Source organism: Zhongshania guokunii, from assembly GCF_040892635.1.
GTDB classification, from domain to species: Bacteria; Pseudomonadota; Gammaproteobacteria; order Pseudomonadales; family Spongiibacteraceae; genus Spongiibacter; species Spongiibacter guokunii.
The window spans coordinates 1-21,733 of the sequence record NZ_JBFRYA010000019.1 but is presented as its reverse complement, the minus strand read 5'-3'; the positions used below and the strand labels follow the sequence as shown (position 1 = coordinate 21,733).

At 53.0% G+C, this 21,733-nt stretch carries 17 protein-coding genes; 8 read left to right on the top strand and 9 right to left on the bottom strand.

All coding sequences use genetic code 11. From position 1 onward, the window contains the following. The first annotated feature begins 1 nt into the window (after window position 1). Window positions 2–3,115: an efflux RND transporter permease subunit gene (locus AB4876_RS16885; RefSeq protein WP_368382913.1), complete on the top strand. Its 3,114-nt coding sequence runs from the start codon at window positions 2–4 to the stop codon at window positions 3,113–3,115. Window positions 3,116–3,170: 55 nt separating this feature from the next. Here AB4876_RS16885 and AB4876_RS16880 read toward each other — a convergent pair whose 3' ends face one another. From AB4876_RS16880 to AB4876_RS16870, 3 genes are read right to left on the bottom strand one after another with little or no spacing between them, the layout of a single operon-like run. Beyond that, the gene (locus tag AB4876_RS16880) at window positions 3,171–4,256 is read right to left on the bottom strand and encodes a prenyltransferase/squalene oxidase repeat-containing protein (RefSeq protein WP_368382912.1); all 1,086 of its coding nucleotides are present in this window, start codon (window positions 4,254–4,256) and stop codon (window positions 3,171–3,173) included. Beyond that, window positions 4,253–4,969: a class I SAM-dependent methyltransferase gene (locus tag AB4876_RS16875; RefSeq protein WP_368382911.1), complete on the bottom strand. Its 717-nt coding sequence runs from the start codon at window positions 4,967–4,969 to the stop codon at window positions 4,253–4,255. The genes AB4876_RS16880 and AB4876_RS16875 overlap by 4 nt, the downstream gene beginning before the upstream one ends. Beyond that, window positions 4,956–6,272, bottom strand: a complete 1,317-nt coding sequence (locus AB4876_RS16870) for a glycosyltransferase family 4 protein (protein WP_368382910.1) — start codon at window positions 6,270–6,272, stop codon at window positions 4,956–4,958. Before AB4876_RS16870 ends, AB4876_RS16875 begins: the two co-directional genes overlap by 14 nt. A gap of 219 nt (window positions 6,273–6,491) precedes the next feature. On the opposite strand from AB4876_RS16870, the gene AB4876_RS16865 reads away from it, so the two are divergent. Beyond that, entirely contained in the window at window positions 6,492–6,926 is a 435-nt protein-coding gene (locus tag AB4876_RS16865) for a hypothetical protein (RefSeq protein WP_368382909.1), read from the top strand. A 51-nt stretch (window positions 6,927–6,977) separates the two neighbouring features. Here AB4876_RS16865 and AB4876_RS16860 read toward each other — a convergent pair whose 3' ends face one another. From AB4876_RS16860 to tfpB, 3 genes are read right to left on the bottom strand one after another with little or no spacing between them, the layout of a single operon-like run. Next, window positions 6,978–7,904 carry a branched-chain amino acid transaminase gene (locus AB4876_RS16860; protein WP_368382908.1) on the bottom strand — a complete coding sequence of 309 codons (927 nt, stop codon included), beginning with the start codon at window positions 7,902–7,904 and terminating at the stop codon, window positions 6,978–6,980. Between the two features lie 44 nt (window positions 7,905–7,948). After that, entirely contained in the window at window positions 7,949–10,861 is a 2,913-nt protein-coding gene (glnE, locus tag AB4876_RS16855; RefSeq protein WP_368382907.1) for a bifunctional [glutamate--ammonia ligase]-adenylyl-L-tyrosine phosphorylase/[glutamate--ammonia-ligase] adenylyltransferase, read from the bottom strand. A 40-nt stretch (window positions 10,862–10,901) separates the two neighbouring features. Beyond that, window positions 10,902–12,680 carry a type IV pilus assembly ATPase TfpB gene (tfpB, locus tag AB4876_RS16850; RefSeq protein ID WP_368382906.1) on the bottom strand — a complete coding sequence of 593 codons (1,779 nt, stop codon included), beginning with the start codon at window positions 12,678–12,680 and terminating at the stop codon, window positions 10,902–10,904. Between the two features lie 203 nt (window positions 12,681–12,883). Between tfpB and AB4876_RS16845 the strand changes: the two genes are divergently transcribed. The 6 genes from AB4876_RS16845 (at window position 12,884) to AB4876_RS16820 (ending at window position 20,519) form a co-directional block, all read left to right on the top strand. Next, window positions 12,884–13,561 (top strand): TIGR00153 family protein, encoded by a 678-nt coding sequence (locus tag AB4876_RS16845; protein ID WP_368382905.1) that lies wholly within the window; start codon window positions 12,884–12,886, stop codon window positions 13,559–13,561. A 32-nt stretch (window positions 13,562–13,593) separates the two neighbouring features. Next, window positions 13,594–14,859, top strand: a complete 1,266-nt coding sequence (locus AB4876_RS16840; protein WP_368382904.1) for an inorganic phosphate transporter — start codon at window positions 13,594–13,596, stop codon at window positions 14,857–14,859. 115 nt (window positions 14,860–14,974) lie between these two features. Further along, window positions 14,975–16,123 carry an acetylornithine deacetylase gene (gene argE, locus AB4876_RS16835; protein WP_368382903.1) on the top strand — a complete coding sequence of 383 codons (1,149 nt, stop codon included), beginning with the start codon at window positions 14,975–14,977 and terminating at the stop codon, window positions 16,121–16,123. A gap of 284 nt (window positions 16,124–16,407) precedes the next feature. Continuing rightward, on the top strand, window positions 16,408–18,699 hold the full coding sequence (locus AB4876_RS16830) for a hypothetical protein (protein WP_368382902.1): 2,292 nt from the start codon (window positions 16,408–16,410) through the stop codon (window positions 18,697–18,699). A 93-nt stretch (window positions 18,700–18,792) separates the two neighbouring features. Further along, window positions 18,793–19,863, top strand: coding sequence for a hypothetical protein (locus AB4876_RS16825; RefSeq protein WP_368382901.1), 1,071 nt, complete (start codon window positions 18,793–18,795; stop codon window positions 19,861–19,863). Between the two features lie 41 nt (window positions 19,864–19,904). Then, window positions 19,905–20,519 carry a histidine phosphatase family protein gene (locus tag AB4876_RS16820; protein WP_368382900.1) on the top strand — a complete coding sequence of 205 codons (615 nt, stop codon included), beginning with the start codon at window positions 19,905–19,907 and terminating at the stop codon, window positions 20,517–20,519. Between the two features lie 34 nt (window positions 20,520–20,553). Here AB4876_RS16820 and AB4876_RS16815 read toward each other — a convergent pair whose 3' ends face one another. From AB4876_RS16815 to AB4876_RS16805, 3 genes are all read right to left on the bottom strand, one after another. Then, complete coding sequence (locus AB4876_RS16815) at window positions 20,554–20,895, bottom strand: hypothetical protein (RefSeq protein WP_368382899.1); 342 nt, start codon at window positions 20,893–20,895, stop codon at window positions 20,554–20,556. Beyond that, a complete protein-coding gene (locus AB4876_RS16810) occupies window positions 20,885–21,322 on the bottom strand; it encodes a hypothetical protein (RefSeq protein WP_368382898.1) in 438 nt (145 codons plus the stop codon). Before AB4876_RS16810 ends, AB4876_RS16815 begins: the two co-directional genes overlap by 11 nt. Window positions 21,323–21,336: 14 nt before the next feature. After that, the coding region (locus AB4876_RS16805) for an ElaB/YgaM/YqjD family protein (RefSeq protein WP_368382897.1) at window positions 21,337–21,733 on the bottom strand (397 nt) is incomplete at its 5' end.

Sequence of the window (21,733 nt, the reverse complement as noted above, 5' to 3'; positions counted from 1 at the left end):
CATGCTGCTCTCTGATACCGCCATTAAACGGCCGGTTTTTGCCGTTGTTATTAGCTTATTATTATTGGCCTTTGGACTATTGGCCTTTGAGCGCTTGCCGCTGCGCGAATACCCCGACATCGATCCGCCCATTGTCTCGATTCGCACGGTCTACACCGGCGCCTCTGCCGAGGTGGTGGAGTCGCGCATTACTCAGGTGATTGAAGATCGCATAGCCGGTATTGAAGGCATAGAAACGATTGAGTCCAGCAGTCGCGACGGTTTTTCCTCTATCAATATTGAGTTCTCACTGAACCGCGATATCGATGCCGCCGCCAACGATGTTCGCGACCGCGTTTCGGGCTCACTAGCCAGCCTGCCAGAAGAGGCCGAACCGCCCGAGGTGCGTAAAGCCGACGCCGATGAACAGGTGATTATGTGGATGAATCTGACCTCTCAGAACCACAGCACCCTAGAGTTAGCCGACTACGCTCAGCGCTATATTGTTGACCGCTTTGCAGTTATCGACGGCGTTGCGTCAGTGCGAATTAGCGGTGGCCCCGAATACGCGATGCGGATCTGGTTAAACCGCGAGGCCCTCGCCGCCCGCCAACTCACCGTGGCCGATGTAGAGAATAGTTTGCGCCGCGAGAACGTCGAGCTGCCCGCCGGTACGCTCAAGTCGGTAGACCGCGACTTTGTGGTTAAAATTAATCGCCATTATCTCAGCCCTAAGGACTTCGAAAACCTTGTTATAAAAAGGGAGACCAACGGCAATTTACTACGGCTTAGCGAAGTCGCCCGGGTAGAGTTGGGCGCCGCCGAATACCGCAATATGTTTCGCGGCAATGGCGTACCCATGGTGGGCGTGGGCATTGTTAAACAGAGTGTGTCTAACACCCTCGCGGTGGCCGAGGCGGTGCGCGGTGAGGCCAAAGTAATTCGCAAATCCTTACCCGAAGGCGTGCGTCTGCACTCCAGCTTCGACAGCTCGGTGTTTATCGACAGTGCGATTAGCGAGGTGTATAGCACTTTGTTTATTGCCGCTGGGCTAGTAGTGCTCGTTATTTTCTTATTTCTTGGCGACTTTCGCGCCATGCTGGTGCCGGCCATTACCGTGCCGGTATCCCTGATCGCGACCTTTACGGTGTTATACGCCCTAGGTTACACCGTTAATTTACTGACTTTATTGGCGCTGGTATTAGCCATTGGCTTGGTAGTAGACGACAGTATTGTGGTGTTGGAAAACATCCATCGCCGTCTGCTCAATGGCGAGCCGCCACTGGTCGCGGCTTATCGTGGCAGTCGCCAAGTTGGCTTTGCGGTTATTGCCACCACCGCGGTACTGGTGGCGGTATTTGTGCCAATCAGTTTTTTAGAGGGCGATGTTGGCCGCCTGTTTGGCGAATTCGCGGTTGCCATGGCGGTGGCGGTGATGTTTTCTAGCCTGGTGGCCTTAACTCTGTCGCCGGTGATTTGTGCGCGGGTTTTAAACCGCGACGCCATGCACGGCGGCCTTGCCAATTTTGTTGAATCGCTGTTGCACCGTATGGAAAGTCGCTACGGTAAGCTGCTCGGCCGCAGTATGAAGCGCCCGCTTATATCGGCCCTATTACTGGCAATTACCATTGGCGGCTGCCTATTTCTTTTGGAAAAAGTGCCTGCCGAATTTGCGCCCAAAGAAGATCGCGGCGTGGTGTTTATGATGATTCGCGCCCCCGAGGGCAGCTCCTTTAATTTCACCACCACGCAAATGGCCGAGGTCGAATCGCGACTAATGCCGATGGTCGACAGCGGCGTAATAAAGCGCTTTTTGCTCCGTGCGCCAGGTGGTCGCGGTGGCGCAGATACCTACAATGAAGGCGTAGGTATTATGGTGCTCGCGCCTTGGGAAGAGCGCCCTCCGGTATCGGCAGTAGTCGGCGAAATTAGGCAGCGTCTAGCTGGCTTTAGCGGTTTGAGTGTTTTTCCGGTTACGCCGCAATCCCTCGGCGGCGGTTTTAGCAAGCCGGTCGAGTTTGTGCTCGGCGGCAGCAACTATCAGGAACTCGCCCAGTGGCGCGACCAGCTTATTGCCGAGGCCCGCAAAAATCCGGGCTTGCTCGGCATCGACAGCGACTACCGCGAAACCAAGCCCCAGCTTGCGGTAACGATTAATCGCGACCGCGCCGCGGCACTCGGTGTAGACGCCAGCGAGATCAACCGCAGCCTAGAAACCCTGCTCGGCTCGCGGCGAGTAACCACCTTTATGATGGCCGGTGAAGAGTACGACGTGATTTTAGAAGGCGAGCCAGAGACCCAGCGCAGCCCCGAAGACCTCAGTAATATCTATGTGCGCTCTAGCACCACTGACGCGCTCATACCGCTTGGCAACTTAGTCAGTATTCAGGAGCGCGGCGACGCGGCGGTGCTCAATCGCTATAACCGCGTGCGAGCAATTACCATCGACGCCAACCTAGCCGACGGCTATTCACTGGGCGAAGCGCTGGCGTATCTCGAGAATCTTGTTGCCGAAAAAATCCCCGCGGCGGTAATCGATTACAAAGGCGAATCATTGGATTACCGCGACGCCGGCGGCAGTATTTACTTCACCTTTGCACTGTCGCTGTTAATTGTTTACCTCGTGCTGGCGGCGCAATTTGAAAGCTTTATACACCCCTTTATTATTCTGCTGAGTGTGCCCTTAGCGATTGCCGGCGCCTTGCTGGGTCTGTATCTATTTGGCCAAACTTTAAATATATACAGTCAAATAGCGCTGATCATGTTGGTGGGCTTGGCCGCCAAAAATGGCATTTTGCTGGTGGAGTTTGCAAACCAGTTGCGGGATCAGGGCTTGGATTTTGACACTGCAATTATTCAATCTGCCCAGCAGCGCCTGCGGCCCATTGCGATGACCGCCATTACCACGGTGATTGGTGCGGTGCCCTTATTGCTGTCGTTTGGCGCAGGCAGTGAATCCCGCTACGTGATTGGTATTGTGGTGGTGTTTGGGGTTAGCAGCGCGACCTTACTCACCCTGTTTGTTATTCCGATGGCCTATCGCTTACTGGCGCGGAACAGCAATTCGCCGCAGTCGGTGTCGCGGCAATTGGCCATAGAACTGGCAGAAAATGAGGATAAAGAGCGCGCCGAATAGCGGCGCTCTTTACGCTGTAAGCAAGAGATTTACAGCGGTAAGTTTCACTAACAGTTTACAGTGAACGCGCTCGACTTTTCTCCGGCAGGGCATGCGCGGCATCAACATCGAGCATGCACACCTCTTTGAATAAGCGGTGGGCGGCGGTGTATTCCGTTAGCGCATCTGCCGCCAGCAATATCGCCGCAGCAGTCCACGTTGGGCGCTCATCTGGCCAGAGCAGATCTTCTGCAAATTGATAGCCCGTCCAGTACTCGCCATTGCTCTCACGCCACTGGTGAAGCCAGCTGTAGACCGTCACCGCGCGGGCGTGGTCGCCCGCCGCCAACAGGGCCATGGTCAATTCACAGGACTCAGCCACCGTTACCCAGGGTTGGTCAGACACACAGCGACAACCCAAGCCCTGCTCCACAAACTCGTCCCAGCGTTTTTGCAGGTGGGCGCTGGCCTTGGCGGGCGGAATAACACCGCTTAAAACTGGGTAAAACCAGTCCATGGAATAGCGGGACTTACTCTCCCAAGTGCGGTCAAAACGCTCGGGCTTTTTACGCAGCGCCTCACCCAGTGCGTGGCGAGCATCGCGCCAGATTGGTCGCGGCGCCCCAACTTGCACCGAGATATTCACCGCGCATTCCAAACTTTTATAAATGGAGGAGCAGCCGGTAATCAGAGCGTCGCACATCGCTTCGCCATCGGTATTTACCGCCCAGTTTATCTCGCCGTGTGGGGATTGCTGGGCCAACACAAACTCGATGGCCGCTTGCACACAGGGCCACATCTCGTGCAGAAACGCTTGGTTTTCGCTGATTAAAAAGTGCTGCCAAACACCGGTGGCGACATAGGCGACAAAGTTTGTTTCGCGGCGTTCGTGATTGTCGACCGCGCCATCGCGGTAGGCGGCCCACCAGCTTCCGTCGTCGAGCTGGGTATTTTTAAGCCAGCGGTAAGCGCGCTCGGCGGCCTCGAATTCTCCGCCAATACTTAGACCCATAGCCGATTCAACGTGATCCCAGGGGTCGGCATGGCCGCCGGCAAACCACGGAATGCTGCCGTCTGGCTGCTGGGCACGCACCAAAAACTCAACCGTAGGCCGGAAGAATTCTTGCGGGAACAGCCCTTTACTTAAAAACAGTCCACTCATGCAGGGCTCGCCTTTTCAAAGTACATCACCACCGACTTGCCCATCACTGGGTTTAAACTCGCCTCTAAGGTGCGGGTAAAGAGCGGCTTGTCCATTAAATCCCACACCAAAAACCGGTGGTATTGTTTAATCAGCGGGTTGCTATCTTGACCATCCCAAAACGCACATTTCAACCACCAGTAGGGGGAATGCAAGGCGTGTGCCCAATGTCGGCGGTAAAAACGAAACCCTAAATGTTGTATTTGTTTGCGCAACTGACTGGCCTTAAAAATACGAATATGGCCACCCTCGACCTTGTGATAAGCCTCACTCAGCGCCCAGCAAATTTGCTCTGGCCACGCGCGGGGCACACTGGCGCAAAACAAGCCGCCGGGCTTTAAAATTCGCTCAATCTCTTTAAGCACCGCTTCGTAATCTGGAATATGCTCAAGCACCTCGGAGCAAATCACCTTATCAAAGCTATTGTCGGCAAAGGGCAAGTTTAGGGCGTCGGCATTGGCGAGGCCAAAAGCTTTGTGCTCGTTGTTGTGCTCATTAAAATCGGCAAAGCGGGTTTTGGCAGTTTGTAAATCCTGTAAACATAAATCGACGCCAATAGCGGTGATATCACCTTCAACATAAGCAGAAATCACATGACGACCTTCGCCACAGCCAAGGTCTAAGACTTTATCGCCACGCTTGAGGTGGAAATGACGGAAATCAACGGTTTTCACGTTGCAACACCTCGCAGTAGTAATTGCTCATTTGCTGGGCCGCGCGGCGCCAGCAAAACAATTCTTCTATACGCTGACGCCCTGCAGCCGCTAATTGTTCGCGCTTGGCGGGCGACGCTAACAGCGCTTGCAGCGCTTCGGCTATTGCTGCGCTGTCACGCACGGGCACTTGAACCGCTGCGTCGCCAACCACTTCGGGCAGAGCACCGCCATCGGTAGAAATTAAAGCAGTGCCGCAGGCCATCGCCTCGCCTGCGGGCAGGCCAAAACCTTCGTAAACCGACGGCACAATCACCACCGCCGCTTCATTGTAAAAACGAACCAGATCCTCGGTGCTAATACCGCTAACACAGCGAATATGCTTGCTCAGGCCCAGCTGCTTTATCAACTGGCCACTTTCACCGTCTTCTTTGGGGGTACCCACTAAGAGCAATTCGAGATTGGGGTATTGCGGCAATACTTTGGCCACGCCTTCTAATAAATAGCGCATGCCCTTCAAGGGCTGATCGGAGGAGACTGCCGCCATAACCCTATTGGGGTTTTTGACCACATCTGCTAAGGGACGAAACTCCTCAGTATCAATGCCATTTAAAACCACGCTAATGCCTGCCGGCTGCATATCAAAGGCCGCTGCAATGTCTTGGCGCGAGCGCTCGGAGACGGTAACCACGTGATGGAGTTGACGGGCCACTTGGCGCTGCATAATCAAAAAGCTATGCCAGCGCTTAATTAACAGGCGCTCCTTCCAATTTTTGGCGGCATTTAAAGCAATACGCAAGTCACTGGTGATCGGGTGATGAATCGTGGTGACCAGCGGGAAACCGCGCTTTTGCAGCTCTAACATACCGTAACTAAGACATTGATTGTCATGAATAATATCGTAGTGCCGACCATGCTTAGCAAGATATTTAACAACCCGCCGGCCAAAGCAATAGGGTTCCGAAAAAGCGCCGCTAAGCTTACCTGTCCACTCAATGATATTAGTCAGTGAACTAAGGTGGTGGGGGCGTATCGAACTAAGTCCGGTTTCAAACAAGTTCATGCCCGGCATTTTGATCAGGTTTACTCTTGGATCAAGATGCGGATAGGGTTGGCCCGAGATGACATCGACAGTATGACCGGCCTCAACCAAGGCTTTGCTCAGGTATTTAAGATAAATACCTTGCCCGCCGCCATAGGGCGCACTGCGGTAACCGAGCAAGCACACTTTTAATGCTCGCCGTGGGCGCGCCTCATTGAGCGAAATTACTTTGGCAGTAAAAGCCGATTTAGGTGAAGTAGTCGCAGAAGGTGTTAACGGCATATCCGGGGTCGCTGTTATTCGTCTTTTATGAAACCGAGGAATTCTTCTAAGCCCCGTCACTACGGCTGCTAAATAGCCTAAGAAGTGACACGGGGGCCAGCAGCGCCCAACAGCTCTGCGAAGAATGCCGCAAGTAAGTAACAGGATTCTAACCATGGCATGTCGATAAATCCACTTGCCATGCGCCACGGTCGCGGTATCTGGCATTAAGACTTTGTCATGTTACACTCGCCGCAGGCCCACAAACACTTTGTAGAGACATTAATAGCAATGCGTATAACCGCCTTAGCCCACTATAAAAAAATTACTGTCATCGCATTAATAATCTTAACGGGCTGCGCGAGCGGCGGTGGCAAAAGAAACGAAATCGGCTTATTCGACACCACGGTAAAAGGCGATGACATTCGCTTATTCCGCTATACCCTACCCTTGTTCAGGGAGAAGCCAAAACCCATCACCCAGCGCAGCAATGGTCAGCAGAGCCAAAACATAGATCAACGGGAGAGCGAGGAAGCGCAATTAAAACGCGCCGAATACTACCTAGCGCAAGACCCACGGCTAAAGGAATATTGCCCGAAGGGCTATACCATGATCGACAAATACGCGGTGCTAAATGAAATTATTATTCGCGGCGAATGCCGCTACAAAGAATAACTGGCAAAGCGAACTGAGCCCCGTGGTACTGGGGCTCAGTGCTTAGCGCAATTAACTAACTGGCGACAACCACTCAGGGAACTGCTCACGACGACCCTTAACTTGGTCGAAATACATGGTCTGCAGCTCGGTGGTGATCGGGCCGCGCTTGCCAGCGCCAATTACTCGACCATCCAACTCACGGATTGGCAGTACTTCGGCCGCGGTGCCGGTAAAGAAGGCTTCATCGGCGATGTAGATTTCATCGCGGGTAATGCGTTTCTCTTCTACTTCCAGCCCCAATTCCTTGGCAAATTCAAAGATGGTATTACGAGTAATGCCATCTAAGCAGCTGGTCAGCTCCGGAGTGAATATCTTGCCATTGCGCACGATGAACACGTTCTCACCGCTGCCTTCAGCTACGTAACCCTCGTTGTCTAATAGCAGCGCCTCTTCACAACCGCTATCTAGCGCTTCGCGTAGCGCCAGCATCGAATTGATGTAGTGGCCGTTAGCTTTGGCTTTGCACATCGAAATATTGACGTGATGGCGGGTATAGGAAGAGCAGCGTACTTTAATGCCATTGTCCCGGGCTTCTGGGCTCATATAGCTCGGCCAATCCCAAGCGGCAACAATAACGTGCATCTTCAGGTTGTCGGCACGCAGGCCCATGCCCTCGGAGCCGTAAAAACACATTGGCCGCAGGTAAGCTTCATCTAAGCCGTTCTCACGCACCACCGCGCGCTGGGCTTCGTTGACCTGCTCTTTGGTCACGGTCATTTCCATACGCATAATATGCGCAGAGCGGAACAGGCGATCGGTGTGCTCTTGCATACGAAAAATGCAGGTGCCGCGATTAGCCGTTTTATAGGCGCGCACGCCTTCAAACACGCCCATTCCGTAATGCAGGGTGTGGGTTAATACGTGGACTTTGGCATCGCGCCAAGGAACCATTTCGCCGTCAAACCAAATCAGGCCATCACGATCAGCCATGGACATCGCGTGTTACTCCTCAAAAAAAGCGGGCATGCAAAAAATTAATATTAGGTAGAAAACATCAGTTGCTGCCAGAGTCGACTGACATTTTTCCGCTCTGCGCCCAATGCCGCAATGGCAATCCGCCCTTTTTGCTCTTGTAAGCTAAGGCGATGCGCCTGACTTCGAAACGCCTTGTAAGCGTCGATCAGTGCCTGGGTATCCGCTCTCGAAATCAGACCGTTATTATTCAGCGATTCCAGTATGCGGATGTTATCAGTGTAGTGTGTAAGCGGTGGGTGCTGATGTGACCATGCTAAAACGGCATATTGCACCATAAATTCAATATCAACGATACCTCCCTCACCTTGTTTAAGGTCAAATTCGGTATTTTTATTTACTCCAAGCAGCAAGTGCTCACGCATTTTCTGCCGCATGGCGATCACTTCCTCTGCCAGCGCCGCCTGTGGCCGGTTCTTACATAGAATTTGGCGACGCAAACCAGCGAATTTTTCCGCCAGAATGCCATCGCCTGCAACCGCCCGCACCCGCACTAAAGCTTGGTGCTCCCAGGTCCATGCCTGCTTTTGCTGATAGTCACCAAAAGCCGTGAACGACGAGACCAATAAGCCCGAATTACCCGAGGGCCGCAGACGCATATCGACCTCATAGAGAGCACCGAGCCGCGTGGTGGCGGTAAGAATATGGATGATGCGCTGACCGAGGCGGGTAAAAAAGGTGCCGGCGTCTACCGGCCGGTCGCCATCACTAACCGCACCGGGCGGTAAATCATGCAGAAAGACCAAATCTAGGTCTGAACCGTAACTTAGCTCGATACCACCCAGTTTGCCGTAGCCCAGCACCACAAAGTGGCGACGATCATCACCGTCCGGCACTGGGCTGCCGTGCTTATCGAGTAAATTTTGCCAGGCTATATCCAGCACTGCGGCCAAAACCACCTCTGCAATCGCGGTGAGGTAATCACTGACTTTCATTAAAGGCAAGCTATCAGTGACTTCAGAGGCTGCAACCCGCAGCACATGGGCAAGGCGAAAATAGCGCAGCGCCTCCATTTGCGCCTCTAGATCGTCGCGCTCGATACGCAATAATCGCTGCCGCAACTCGCTTGTCAAGCCGTCTTGATCGGGCATGGAATACAGACTACTGGCGTCGAGCAGCTCGTCTAGTAAGACGGGGTGCGCTGCGAGCTGCCGGGCAATCCACGGACTGGCGTCACACAGCCCCACCAAGCGACCACGGGCACCTGGGTTTTCGATGAGCAATACCAAATAAGCGGTGCGGCGCAGCACCGCTTCGATTAAGGGGATAAGCCGCAACAGGGTTTCGGTGGGCGCCGACACCCCACAGATATCTTCCAATAACAGCGGCAGCAAGCTGTAGAGCCGGTCGCGGCCACGGCCCTGCATACGCTGCACGCTGGCGCCTTTTAACAGGGCAACCAATAAGCGCGCCGCCTCTTCGGCGGCGTCGAAGCCCGCTTCTTCAAGGCTGGCACGCACCACGTCTTGATTGAGATCATCGAGCATGGAACGCCAGCGCTGATGACTGAGGTGAGGGCGCTCGGCCTCGGTTTCCACTGGCGCAATAACATTGGCAAAACAACAACTTACTCTGTTTCTATGCTCAGTTAACGCCGTCGCAAAGGCAGGCCAATCACCGCCAAAGCCCATCGCTAATGCCAAGGCGCAACGCTCGCCATCGCTTTGCGGCAATTGCTGGGTTTGCTGGTCTCGCCAGGCTTGTATGGCGTGCTCGGTATTGCGCAAGAAGCGATAGGCCTCAATTAACTCAGCCACCACCTCACTAGGCAAATACTGCTGCGCCGCCAACTCGCGCAGAACTATTTGCAACTCTAAGACCTGCAGAGCGACTTCCTGACCGCCGCGAATCAGCTGAAAACACTGGGCAATAAACTCGATTTCACGAATTCCCCCCGCACCCAATTTGATATTGTCCTGCAACTGGCGGCGCAGCACCTCGCGCTGAATCATGGCCTTCATTTCACGCAGGGATTCAATGGCCGAAAAATCCAAGTAGCGGCGGTACACAAAGGGCCGCAGCTGATCTAAGAGCTGCGCACCGGCAGCGCGATCACCGGCAATACAGCGCGCCTTAATTAGGGCGTAACGCTCCCAATCTCGCCCCTGATCTTGGTAGTACTCCTCTAGGGCGTCAAAACTGATTACCAGCGGTCCGCTCTGGCCGTAGGGCCGCAGGCGCATATCCACCCTAAACACAAAACCGTCAGCGGTGCGGGTATCCAGCGATTTAATGAGGCGCTGGCCCAGGCGAATAAAAAACTCCTGATTATCCACGCTACGCGCCGCGCCCACGGTTTCACCGGCTTCCGGATAGGCAAAGATAAGATCAATATCCGAGGACAAATTCAGCTCGCCAGCTCCTAGCTTGCCCATGGCGATCACCACCAATTGCTGTGGCTCACCGGTTTTAGACTGGGGATGGCCGCGCTCCTCGCACAGTTGACGATGCAAGAAAACCAAGGCCACATCCACACAGGCTTCGGCCATATAGGATAAATCGGCGACGGTTTCTTCCATTTCAGCGAGGCGATTTAGATCTCGCCACACAATGCGCAGCCAGTGCCGGTTGCGAAACTGGCGCAGCACTTGCGCGAGATCATCGGCATTTTCACAATCTGCGCAAGCGGCGCTTAACTCAGCTCGCCAATCCTCTGGCGCCAAGCTACTTTCCAATAGGCCGGCAGCATCTAGGCTCCGCAACCAGTCCGGATGGCGAACACAAAATTCAGATAGCATGTGACTACAGGCCAGCGCTTGCAACAACTCCCCGCGCCGCGCAGAGTTGGCAAAACCTCGATACCACTGCGCCTGCTCGCTATCACAGTGCTCGAGCAGGCTCTGCCAGCGCTGCTCCACTTCTGCAGTCAGCACTGCCGGCAGCTCGCCATCCTGTAGCGCTAAACTCTCTACTGCTGTCATATCGCCTAGCCTTATCTCTATTTATTAGTTTTGTGGCGGCCTACTGGGTTTGCACTGGCGGCGCGACCCTCAACACCTCGGCAATGGTGGTTTCACCCCTAGCGACCTTCTGAGCGCCGCTGAGCCGCAAGGTGCGCATACCGTTTTTCATGGCGAGGCGGCGCAGATTATCCAGTTCGATATCGTCGCCAATCGCACCCTGAATAGCCCCCTCCACCGGCAAAATTTCATAAATACCTTGGCGACCATGGAAACCGGTATTCCGACACTCCAAACAACCCGGCGCGTGGAATACCTGTTTGGGCGGCGCGACCTTCCACGGCGTGGTTAAGGTAGTCCACTCGGTTTCATTCAGCGCAGTGGCCTCTTTGCAATGAGGGCACAAGGTCCGCACCAAGCGTTGAGCCATCACCCCAAGTACGGTGGCGCGAATCAAATACGCGGGTACGCCCAGTTCCAGCAAGCGAGTAACTGCCGAGGGGGCATCGTTGGTGTGTAAGGTCGAAATGACCAAGTGACCGGTAAGCGCGGCCTGTATCGCCATTTCGGCGGTTTCTAAATCGCGAATCTCACCAATCATAATGATGTCTGGGTCTTGGCGCAGCAGAGCCCGCACCCCGCCGGCGAAATCCAGATTAATATTGTGCTGCACCTGCATTTGGTTAAAGGCGTCTTCAACCATTTCGATGGGGTCTTCAATGGTGCAGACATTCACCTCAGAGGTCGCAATTTGCTTGAGGCTAGAATACAGGGTGGTGGTTTTACCCGAGCCAGTGGGGCCGGTGACTAAAACAATACCGTGGGCGGAGCGAATCATACCGTCCCAACGCTGGCGATCTTCGCCGCGCAGACCGAGCTCGTCAAAGCTGCGCAGCAATACTTCGGGATCAAAGATCCGCATTACCATTTTTTCGCCAAAGGCGGTGGGCAGGGTTGACAGCCGCAATTCGATTTCGGCGCCGCCAGGGTTCTTGGTTTTTAAGCGACCATCTTGGGGGCGGCGTTTCTCGGCCACGTCCATACGGCCAAGTATTTTTAGGCGACTTACTACGGCAGTTAGCACCGTGGCGGGAAGTTCGTAAACATTGTAGAGCACACCGTCGATACGAAAGCGAACATTGCCCTGCTCGCGGCGCGGCTCAATGTGAATATCACTGGCGCGCTGGTCATAGGCGTATTGCAGCAACCAATCGACAATATTCACCACGTGACCGTCGTTGGCATCGAGGTCTTTTAAATTACTGATTTCCAGTAATTGCTCAAGGTTATTACTGGCATTGCCGCGCCGACTATTATCACCGCTGGCGCCCCGCACCGACTTGGCGAGGCTGTAAAACTCCACGGTAAAACGGTCTATAGCCTCGGGGTCGGCAAGTACCCGCCGAATAGGCCGCCGCAACACCTGTTGTAAATCGCTTTCCCACGCGGTGACAAAGGGCTCGCCACCTGCAATCACCACTTCTTTCTCATTCGCCGCCACTGCCAAGATCCGGTGACGCTGGGCAAAGGCAAAGGACATCACCTCGGTCACCGCAGGCACGTCTATTTTCAAGGGATCAATGCGCATTGCCTCTTGCCCACAGTACGCCGCCAACCAATCAAGCAGATTGTCCATATTCAGGGCACGGCCGTGACGCGACAGATCGGTGAGCTGTTCACTAACGATATAGTTAAGGACATGCTGAATTTTGTCGCCGCTGCGCGGTGGGCTAATCCGCAAACGCTTGGCGCTAGCGGCATCAATAATTCCGTCGGCCATCAATTGTCGTAGTAAGCCACCGGTTTCTAACGGTCCAGTTGTCTTGATTTGGCTTTGCATAGCCGCGCTAACCCCTTGTTATAGTTGGGCGATTCAGAACTATTCACTGCGTTTTCGAGCGATTTAGAAACACCCTTGCATTATGGCAAGTCTCAGTCAAATTACACCAGCCCTAATACTGAGGCGTTAAAAACTGGTTACAGCCCACTGACGTCAGTATAATCCGCCCACTTATACGACTGACGATAAGCAGGAGTCGCACCGTGCCATTAAATTCGCTGGGCCATCTGTTCGGAAAATCCCCCTTCGAACCGATACAGGAACACATGAAGCAGGCACAAGCCTGTGCCGCCGCACTCAAACCCTTTATAGACGCAGTACTCGCCGACGATTGGGCACAGGCTGAGAAGGCCCAACAAATCATCGTTGACCTAGAGAACGAAGCCGACAAACTCAAAAAACAGGTACGCCTGCAACTGCCAAACAACCTATTCCTTCCCGTGCCCCGCGCCGACCTGCTCGACTTGGTCAGTATGCAAGATCGTATCGCCAACTGCAGCAAGGATATTGCTGGTCTAATGCTAGGCCGTAAAATGCAGATCCCTGCCTCGCTGGCTACGCCGCTGAAAGAATATGTTGAGCTAGCGATTGCCACCTCGGCCCAGGCTATGAAAGCCATTGAAGAGTTGGATGAACTGCTAGAAACCGGCTTTAGAGGCCGTGAAGTCAGTCTAGTGGAAACCATGATTGAGGAGCTAGACCGCCTCGAGCACTCCGCAGACAAACTACAAATCGATATTCGCGGCGCCCTCTATGTAATCGAGAAAGACCTGCCGCCAGTCGATGTGATGTTTATGTATCAAACCATCACCTTAATTGGCGAGTTGTCTGATAAATCACAAAAAGTAGGCTCGCGCCTGCAAATCGTTATTGCCCGCTAAAAAGCCGGCACAAGATTACATAAGGAATTCTCATGTCAATTATTGCTGAACACGGGCAGTTATTGCTTATTTTAGCCTGCCTTTTTGGCTTTTTCATGGCTTGGGGTGTTGGTGCGAATGATGTTGCCAACGCCATGGGCACCTCGGTAGGCGCCAAGGCACTTACCATTAAGCAGGCGATTTTAATCGCCATGCTCTTCGAATTTTGTGGCGCGTATTTGGCGGGAGGTGAAGTTACCGAAACCATTCGCAAAGGCATTATTGATCCCGCGTTCGTAGCCAACAGTCCAGATTTACTGGTCTTCGGTATGCTGTCGTCACTGCTCGCCGCTGGTGTGTGGCTGTTTGTGGCCAGCATGATGGGCTGGCCGGTATCCACCACCCACTCTATTGTGGGCGCACTAGTTGGCTTTGCTGCCGTTGGCATCGACACTAACGCCGTAAACTGGGGCAAGGTCGGCCAGATTGTGGCCAGTTGGGTGGTTTCACCGGTCATGGCCGGCACCATCTCCTTTGGTTTGTTTCTCAGTGCCCAGCGCCTAATATTGAATGCGCCCAAGCCCTTTGAAGCCGCTAAAAAGTACATCCCGTACTACCTGTTCCTGGTCGGCTTTATGATCGCCATGGTTACGTTAACCAAAGGTCTTAAGCATATTGGCCTGGGACTAAACTACCAGCAATGTCTTGGCTATTCGGCGGTTATTGGGGTTATCGTAGCCGGTATTGGCCAGCTGTTTTTACGCCGCATTAAAGACGTGCCCTCGGGCGATGGCCGCTTCCGCTTTGCCAGTGTAGAGCGCATGTTCGCGGTACTCATGGTATTTACTGCCTGTGCCATGGCTTTTGCCCACGGTTCTAACGATGTTGCCAATGCTATCGGCCCAGTTGCCGCAGTAGTGAGCGTGATTCAGTCTGGCGGCGTTATTGGCGCTAAATCGGCCCTGCCCAGCTGGATACTGCTGGTCGGCGCTGGCGGTATTGTTTTTGGCTTGGCCACTTACGGCTTTAAGGTTATTGCCACCGTCGGCACGAAGATCACCGAGCTGACGCCCAGCCGCGGCTTTGCCGCCGAGTTGGGCGCCGCCTCTACCGTGGTTATCGCCTCGGCAACTGGCCTGCCTATTTCTACCACGCACACCCTAGTGGGTGCGGTATTGGGCGTGGGCTTGGCGCGGGGCATTGCCGCACTAAACCTGAGCGTAATCCGCAATATCTTTATGTCGTGGATTATCACTCTGCCCGCCGGTGCTGGCCTAGCAATTGTATTCTTCTTTATCTTTAAGGCGATATTCCTTTAAGAGAATAGGCCTCCAGGGCAAACAATATCAGCGCTAGCCACTGTTATTGTTTGCCCGACTCGCTACAATATATCCCTCAATCGCCATGCGGCGACGGCGATAAATGGCGAAATCTATGAGCACTAACAATGTTCTGTCTATGCTGACAGAGCTGGTCAAACTCCCCTCGGTAAGTTCTACCCTGCCCAGCCGCGACATGGGCAACATCAAAGTTATTGAGCAACTGGCCACTTGGCTAGAGCCGCTGGGTTTTGCCATCCGCATACTGCCCATTGCCGGCAGCCCCAATAAAGCCAATTTAGTTGCCACCCTCGGCAGCGGCAGCGGCGGCGGCTTAGTACTCGCCGGCCACACCGACACCGTACCCTGTGACGATACCCTATGGCACAGCGACCCATTTACCCTCACCGAACGCGACGGTCGCTTATACGGCCTTGGCAGCACAGATATGAAGGGTTTCTTTGCTATCGCAATAGAGGCATTAAAGCCCTTCTTAGAAAAACCCCTAAGCGCACCGCTGATTATTCTTGCCACCGCCGACGAAGAAAGCAGTATGGACGGCGCTCGCTCGCTGGTGCACGCCGATGTCTCCGGTGCCCGCTACGCGGTGGTGGGCGAGCCCACTGGCCTAAAGCCGATGCGCGCCCACAAGGGCATTGTGATGAAGGGCATCACCATTACCGGCCGCTCGGGGCACTCCTCTAACCCTTTACTTGGCAATAACGCCATGGACGCCATGCACGAGGTGATGAGCGGCCTTATGCAATTGCGCCAAGAACTAGCACTAAAATACCAACACCCAGGCTTTAGCGTACCCACCCCCACCTTGAACTTTGGCTGTATTCACGGCGGCGACAATCCCAACCGCATCTGCGGGCAGTGCGAGCTGCATTTTGATATTCGCACCACTCCTGGTATGAATAACGATGAGCTCGACTCCCTGATTCAAAAAGTGCTCACCCCTGTGGCAGAGCGCCGCGCCATTAACATTGGCTTGCGCGCTTTAATGCCAGGCCTCGCAGCCTACGAAGAAGCGCCAGATTCCGATATCGTTACACTGGTAGAACAACTTATCGGACAGCCTGCCGGCACCGTTGGCTTTGCCACCGAAGCCCCATTTTTTCAACAACTTGGCCTGCAAACCATTGTTATGGGGCCAGGCTCAATTGACCAAGCCCACCAGCCCGATGAATTTATGGCGCTGGACCAAATTCAGCCGACGATAGATGTACTACAGCAAATGATAAAACGCTATTGCAGCTAAACTTTTAGTCGTTAATTCGTGAAAATACTTGAAAAAGCAGGAATTAGCGGCTAAAACGTAATGGCGTTAACGTGCTTTATCGCTCGTGAATAAAAATGCGTCTTCTTTTGACTGCTCATTGTTGTTCCTCTTGATTGCACCGCAACACACATAAAAAAATCAATACCTATCCGGATTACTGCCGACACATTGAGGTGTTAGCAAACACGGCTGGAGCCCAATGTTTAATACGGACGTTAACAGCGTAGTAATGCTGCCGATATAGGTAAACAAGGAGATGTTCCATGCGTCAAATTCCCCAGTTCCAAAAATTCCTTCTACCCTTGGCCATCGCCGCCAGTCTCGCCGCCTGTGGTAGCGACAGCAATAAAGGCGGTGGCAGCAGTGCTGCGCCAAGCACCATTGCCGGCACCAGCTCAAAAGGTATTATTATTGGCGGTATCGTAAACGCCTACCCCATTACAGCCGAAGGCACCGTAGATCGAGCCACTAGCCTCGCCGACCCAGCGACCACCGCAGAAGACGGCAGTTATAGCCTAGTACTGAATAGTAATTACGTGGCGGGTAGCGCGATTTACGTGGAAATCACCGCCGGTGATGGCACCTTGATGCGCTGCGACCTTGCCAAATGTGGCGAGAAAAACTTTGGCGAAGACTATACCCTTGCATCGGGATTTGCGATGTCGGCAACCCTGCCCCAAGCCAGCGGCAGCAGCGTCGCAGTTAACATCACGCCAATAACTGATATTGCCTCTAAGCTCACCTTGCAAAAAGTAGTGTCTGGCGCAAGCCCATCTGCCGCTGCGGCGGGCTCGAACGCCCAAGTCGCCAGCCGACTAGGGATAACTGGTGGGCTGATCGATCAACCTATTGTGGATATCACTAACGCTGATGCAGTTAACGCGGCGAGCCAAGCCGCTCTTGAATACAATTTAAAATCAGCTGCCGCTATTGCCGCCGCGCTCAAGGCGAGCACTACGCCAAGCTTAGAAGACGCTGTAACTAACTTTGTCAATCAATTCAGGGACGGCGGTATAGCGGATCGGGAAGAAACTAATAGCGACAATATAAGCCTAGAGGAATTACTCGAAGAGGCACTTGCTCTACTTGAAACAGTGAAAGCCGTCGAAGGTGTAGATGAAAATGCTAGTGGCGTTAGCAGCTCCAGCACCAGCCTCACCACAGCAGAATCTAGCGCTCAGAATAGTAACAACACCACCGCCAGCCAGGGCGATGTTCCCGATGATGTTGGCAGCGAAGGCCTTGTTGCCAGTAAAGCCTTTGTAAAGCAGGTTCGTAACCTAGCTAGCGCCGGTATTGTGTCGGCCAATCAAGAGGCCTTTGCCGATCAAATTGATCTTGCCAGTGAAGCGGTCTCTGCTGACAGCGATATCGTTGCTGAGGGCCTAGGTCTAGGCCTTAATGCCATTGCCAGCGCTTACGAGCTTTACCTCGACGCACCAGATGAAGACAAGCCCAGCTCTATAGAGGTTAATGGCATCACTGTAGCCATCTCTGAATCGGCGGGCACGGTAACACTCTCAGTAGACGAGACTATAGTCTTAGCCGAAACCGATGTCGCCATTAAAATAAGCGCCGCAGATGGCACTGTCATCAATGAAAATGAGCCCGTAGAGAGTACCGTTGATGGCACTAGAAGCGTGTCTGAAACCGGCTCCGCTACTGCAGCATTATCTGTATCCGGCTCTGCCGCGAGCAGTGCGGTTTCCATCACGATCAACGAAGGTAGCTTTAGCGGCGCCTTAAGCTACGATAGCCAATGGACAGAGACCGAAACCGAAACCGAGACTGGTGGTAGCTACAGCGATACTTGGGACGATGAATTTACTGTCACCAATATAGACGCCAAGTTAAACATCACCCTTGCGCAGCTGAATAGCGACAACAATGTTAGCTTTACCGGCATGATGGCGCTTAAACTCGGCGAGCTAACTGGCACTGAAGTCGGCAGCTACAGCAATAGCTACAGTTTCACTGACTGGCAGGCTAATTCTAACCAAGAGCAATACACTGAAACCATTACCTTTGATGGTTTCGAAATAAGCTTGTCTGGTGAATTTAGTGATGACGACGGGAATGCCATTAGCGCAAGCCTTGCGGCCAATATCGATAACTATAGTGAAACCTGTACTCAGGCGTCGAGCTACAGTTTTGAAAACGGCGGCGATTATAGCTATGAATGCGACCTCAATGAAACCGAGACCGATTACGCAATGGTCAGCCTGAGCATTGTCTTCAACTTCGACATCGACGGCGTCGATGACGACGTTAAAGTCGAGTTCAATGCCAACCGCACCGGATTAGAAACCGGCGAGGGCTCACTAAAACTGAGTTACGGTGGCAATCAGCTCAATCTAGCCTATGAAGGCGGCAATAGCGCGACATTGAGCAATCACAACGGCGTGACCATGACCTTGACCGAGACCGAAGTGGAAGAAGAAACCAGCCTTTCTGGTGACATCAAACACGGCGGCACTGCGTTCGCCACCATCAGCGACGACACCGGCGCAGTCGTTATTCGCTACAACGATGGCAGCTTCGAAACCGTTATGTAAACGCACTTCTTGCTGTATTGGGGAGGCTTCGGCCTCCCTTTTTTGTCATTTTAAGCTTATGTATACACCATCTAGCCAACGTGGAATTACTCTATGCGCGCCGTCATCGCGATCATGTTTAGCAGCTACTCTCTACTGAGCGCAGCCGCCACTCCAGACACTGAATACTATTTCTATCTCGACAGCCTCAGCTATAGCCAAGCCGCACCCATAGAACAGATGATTCACGATCTTGATGGTGCGCCTTTAAAATCTGGGAAGTACGCCTTTACTCACAATCAAGCTGAAGTAGGTGTACGCAAAAATGATTTTGAATTTAGTTATTTTTATCGCTACGACTATTATTTGAAATTTAATAAAGACACTGGCCAGCTGGCCTATTTACAGCGCAACGATTTGCCCCTGCCGCAAAACACCCATTACGATGTTTACCTGCGTCCCAACCACCTTCGTGCTTGGGGTTTAAGTGCCGCCTATTTTTACGAATTTAATGAACAGGTCTCCTTAAAAACACGACTTAACTACTTGCGAGCCACCCATACCACCGACGGCTACTTAAAAGGCCAATTAAACACCCTTGAAGACGGCTACCAAGCCCAGCTCTATCTTAATTACGGCTATAGCCGCGATACATTGCTCGACCGCCCCGAAGAAGACAGCGATGGTCACGGCGCATCCCTCGACATTGATCTACACTGGCAATTAAACCAAAAGCTAAATGTCGATTTAAGTGGTCGAGATGTATTGTCGTTTATTCAGTACCGCGACCTCACCTACACCACCGCGACGGCTAACACCGACAATATTTCTTTTGACCCAAATGGCACAATCGATGCCAAACCTACCGTTAGTGGCGTTGAGCGCTATCGCGACCAAACCCAGCGCTTGGCGGGGCGCTACTCGCTGCGCGGCAACTATCGAATCGACACCACGCACAACATAAACGCTGAACTATTTGCCTATGATCGCCGCGTATTCCCACGCCTTGGCTACCAAAGAATGTGGCAGAGTAAACAGTGGCAGCTCAGTTACGATTTACGCAGCAGCGCTTGGGGGCTAAACCTCAAAGGTCAGTATTTTAATATTGGTCTACGCACCGACGCCCTCGACTGGGAGGATGCACAAGCTCTGGAGCTTCAGCTCGGTGTAAACCTGCAGCTGTAATCCGTTGTATAATCAGGGCCACGTTTATACAGGTAGCTCTTATGACCCAAGCAAGCACCGGCCGACTCTGCTTTGTCCGCCACGGCCAAACCTTCGCCAATATTGACAAGGTATGGCACGGTCAAACTGACACCGAATTAACCGAGGAAGGTTACGAGCAAACTCGGCGCTTAGGTGCTTACTTCCCTCAATACCTGCGCGCGGATGTGATTTACACCAGCCCACTCCAACGGGCGCGTATCACCGCCGAGGCAATAGCCACTGCCTTTGATTTAACGGTGATACACGACCCACGCCTAATGGAGTTTCACTTAGGCGACTGGGAGGGCAAACGTTTTTCTGACTTGGTCGCCGAAGGCGATGTTTTAGAGCAGATTGTTCACAACCCCGATTTCACTGCCCCCAATGGCGAGTCACAGAACTTGGTTAAACAGCGAATTGTTGCCGCGGTAGATGAAATTGCCGCCAAACACCCCAATGACAATGTCATTATTGTGGCCCACGGTGTGACCATTAGCATTGCTCTGGCCCACTATCTTGATGGCGACACCACCTTGTGGCCAAAATACGGTAAGCACAACACCGCGTTTACTGAGATTTGCCTGCGCAGCAAGCAATTACTCAGCTTTAATAAAATCGACCACCTCAACGACTAAGCGCCCGCGATCACCACTCGGCACGAAGCCGCAATCACGCCCCATCTTTGGAGGCGCCGCGGCAGGCGCAGCGCCTTGTCTGCAGTGCTCGATTCAACTGCCTATCCAGTAAATCCACAAGTAAGCGACTACACACCGTGGAAGTACTAGCTTCATTTACATATTGTTGAGCAGAACCTTTTTTGCTTTTAGCGCCGAGACATAGCCCCGCGCACACTCCCAAACCGAGCGCCGCAAGGAGATTCTCTGTTTTCGCTAGCTTGGTAGAAAGATGACCTCGATAACCGCGGTAGCGACGGAATAATACTTGCTGACGTAGTTTTTGACGGTCTTGTTGTCGAGCAATCGCCTGCTCTAAACAGCGTTCAGTTCCCATTGCTCGCCCCTTTGTTCACTCCGGTCGGCTCATTTTCTCTCGTCCTCACTGCAAAACCATGCAAGCGACTGCACATCCGACGCCAACACCACCACGCCATGGCCAAATTGCAAAGTGCCGCCACTAGCATCGCTAGTACCGGCGGCGCACCCATTATCACTGCGACTTCATACAGCGCGAGCAAGCCACTACACCATGCCGCCAGCAGCAGTATTAATGTGGCTACCCACAGCAGAAACATTTTGCACAGTGACAATAAAAAACGCTGGCCGTGCAATTGCGCCAGCGTTATATAAGAATCCAGGTAATCACTACAGGCCGTCGACAATAGCGCTAGGCTCTCTTCTTGAAATGCAGAATCGTCGTTGGGTAAGTCGCCACCACCCTGTTGGGCGGTGGCTTTTGGCGTATTCCATTCTTCCTTCATTGCGCTGCTCCGCACTATTTGCGAAATATATACGCCAGAATGGTGCCCAGTAAAAATGCTAAGCCAATACTTTTAATGGGGTTTTCTCGTGTGTAATCACCCACCGCTGTAGTTACTTCCTCAGACCGGCTACGCGCCGACTCGGCCAATTTATCAGCATGGCCGCGTAATTCATCAGCGAGTTCTTTCAAGCGTTCTTCACTGGTACCGGCCATTGCCGCTGCGCGATCAACCGCCTCATGCACTCGCTCCGCAGCACTATCGGTTTTTTCATGACCACTATTTTTGGACGCGGATTCAAATCCGAAGTGCATCATCTGATCAGGTAGAAGAAGCGGCCAGCTGAAGGTAAGCTCCCCCCTTTTTCTCCGGCAAGAGATGAAGTGATGATGAGAACTTACCAGCAACTGA

Excerpts from the sequence above, each read along its gene's own strand:
- AB4876_RS16885 (WP_368382913.1), top strand. The coding sequence starts at position 2 with ATGCTGCTCTCTGATACCGCCATTAAACGGCCGGTTTTTGCCGTTGTT.
- AB4876_RS16880 (WP_368382912.1), bottom strand. The coding sequence starts at position 4,256 with ATGAGTGGACTGTTTTTAAGTAAAGGGCTGTTCCCGCAAGAATTCTTC.
- AB4876_RS16870 (WP_368382910.1), bottom strand. The coding sequence starts at position 6,272 with ATGCCGTTAACACCTTCTGCGACTACTTCACCTAAATCGGCTTTTACT.
- AB4876_RS16865 (WP_368382909.1), top strand. The coding sequence starts at position 6,492 with ATGTTACACTCGCCGCAGGCCCACAAACACTTTGTAGAGACATTAATA.
- AB4876_RS16860 (WP_368382908.1), bottom strand. The coding sequence starts at position 7,904 with ATGTCCATGGCTGATCGTGATGGCCTGATTTGGTTTGACGGCGAAATG.
- glnE (WP_368382907.1), bottom strand. The coding sequence starts at position 10,861 with ATGACAGCAGTAGAGAGTTTAGCGCTACAGGATGGCGAGCTGCCGGCA.
- tfpB (WP_368382906.1), bottom strand. The coding sequence starts at position 12,680 with ATGCAAAGCCAAATCAAGACAACTGGACCGTTAGAAACCGGTGGCTTA.
- AB4876_RS16840 (WP_368382904.1), top strand. The coding sequence starts at position 13,594 with ATGTCAATTATTGCTGAACACGGGCAGTTATTGCTTATTTTAGCCTGC.
- argE (WP_368382903.1), top strand. The coding sequence starts at position 14,975 with ATGAGCACTAACAATGTTCTGTCTATGCTGACAGAGCTGGTCAAACTC.
- AB4876_RS16830 (WP_368382902.1), top strand. The coding sequence starts at position 16,408 with ATGCGTCAAATTCCCCAGTTCCAAAAATTCCTTCTACCCTTGGCCATC.
- AB4876_RS16825 (WP_368382901.1), top strand. The coding sequence starts at position 18,793 with ATGCGCGCCGTCATCGCGATCATGTTTAGCAGCTACTCTCTACTGAGC.
- AB4876_RS16820 (WP_368382900.1), top strand. The coding sequence starts at position 19,905 with ATGACCCAAGCAAGCACCGGCCGACTCTGCTTTGTCCGCCACGGCCAA.
- AB4876_RS16815 (WP_368382899.1), bottom strand. The coding sequence starts at position 20,895 with ATGGGAACTGAACGCTGTTTAGAGCAGGCGATTGCTCGACAACAAGAC.
- AB4876_RS16810 (WP_368382898.1), bottom strand. The coding sequence starts at position 21,322 with ATGAAGGAAGAATGGAATACGCCAAAAGCCACCGCCCAACAGGGTGGT.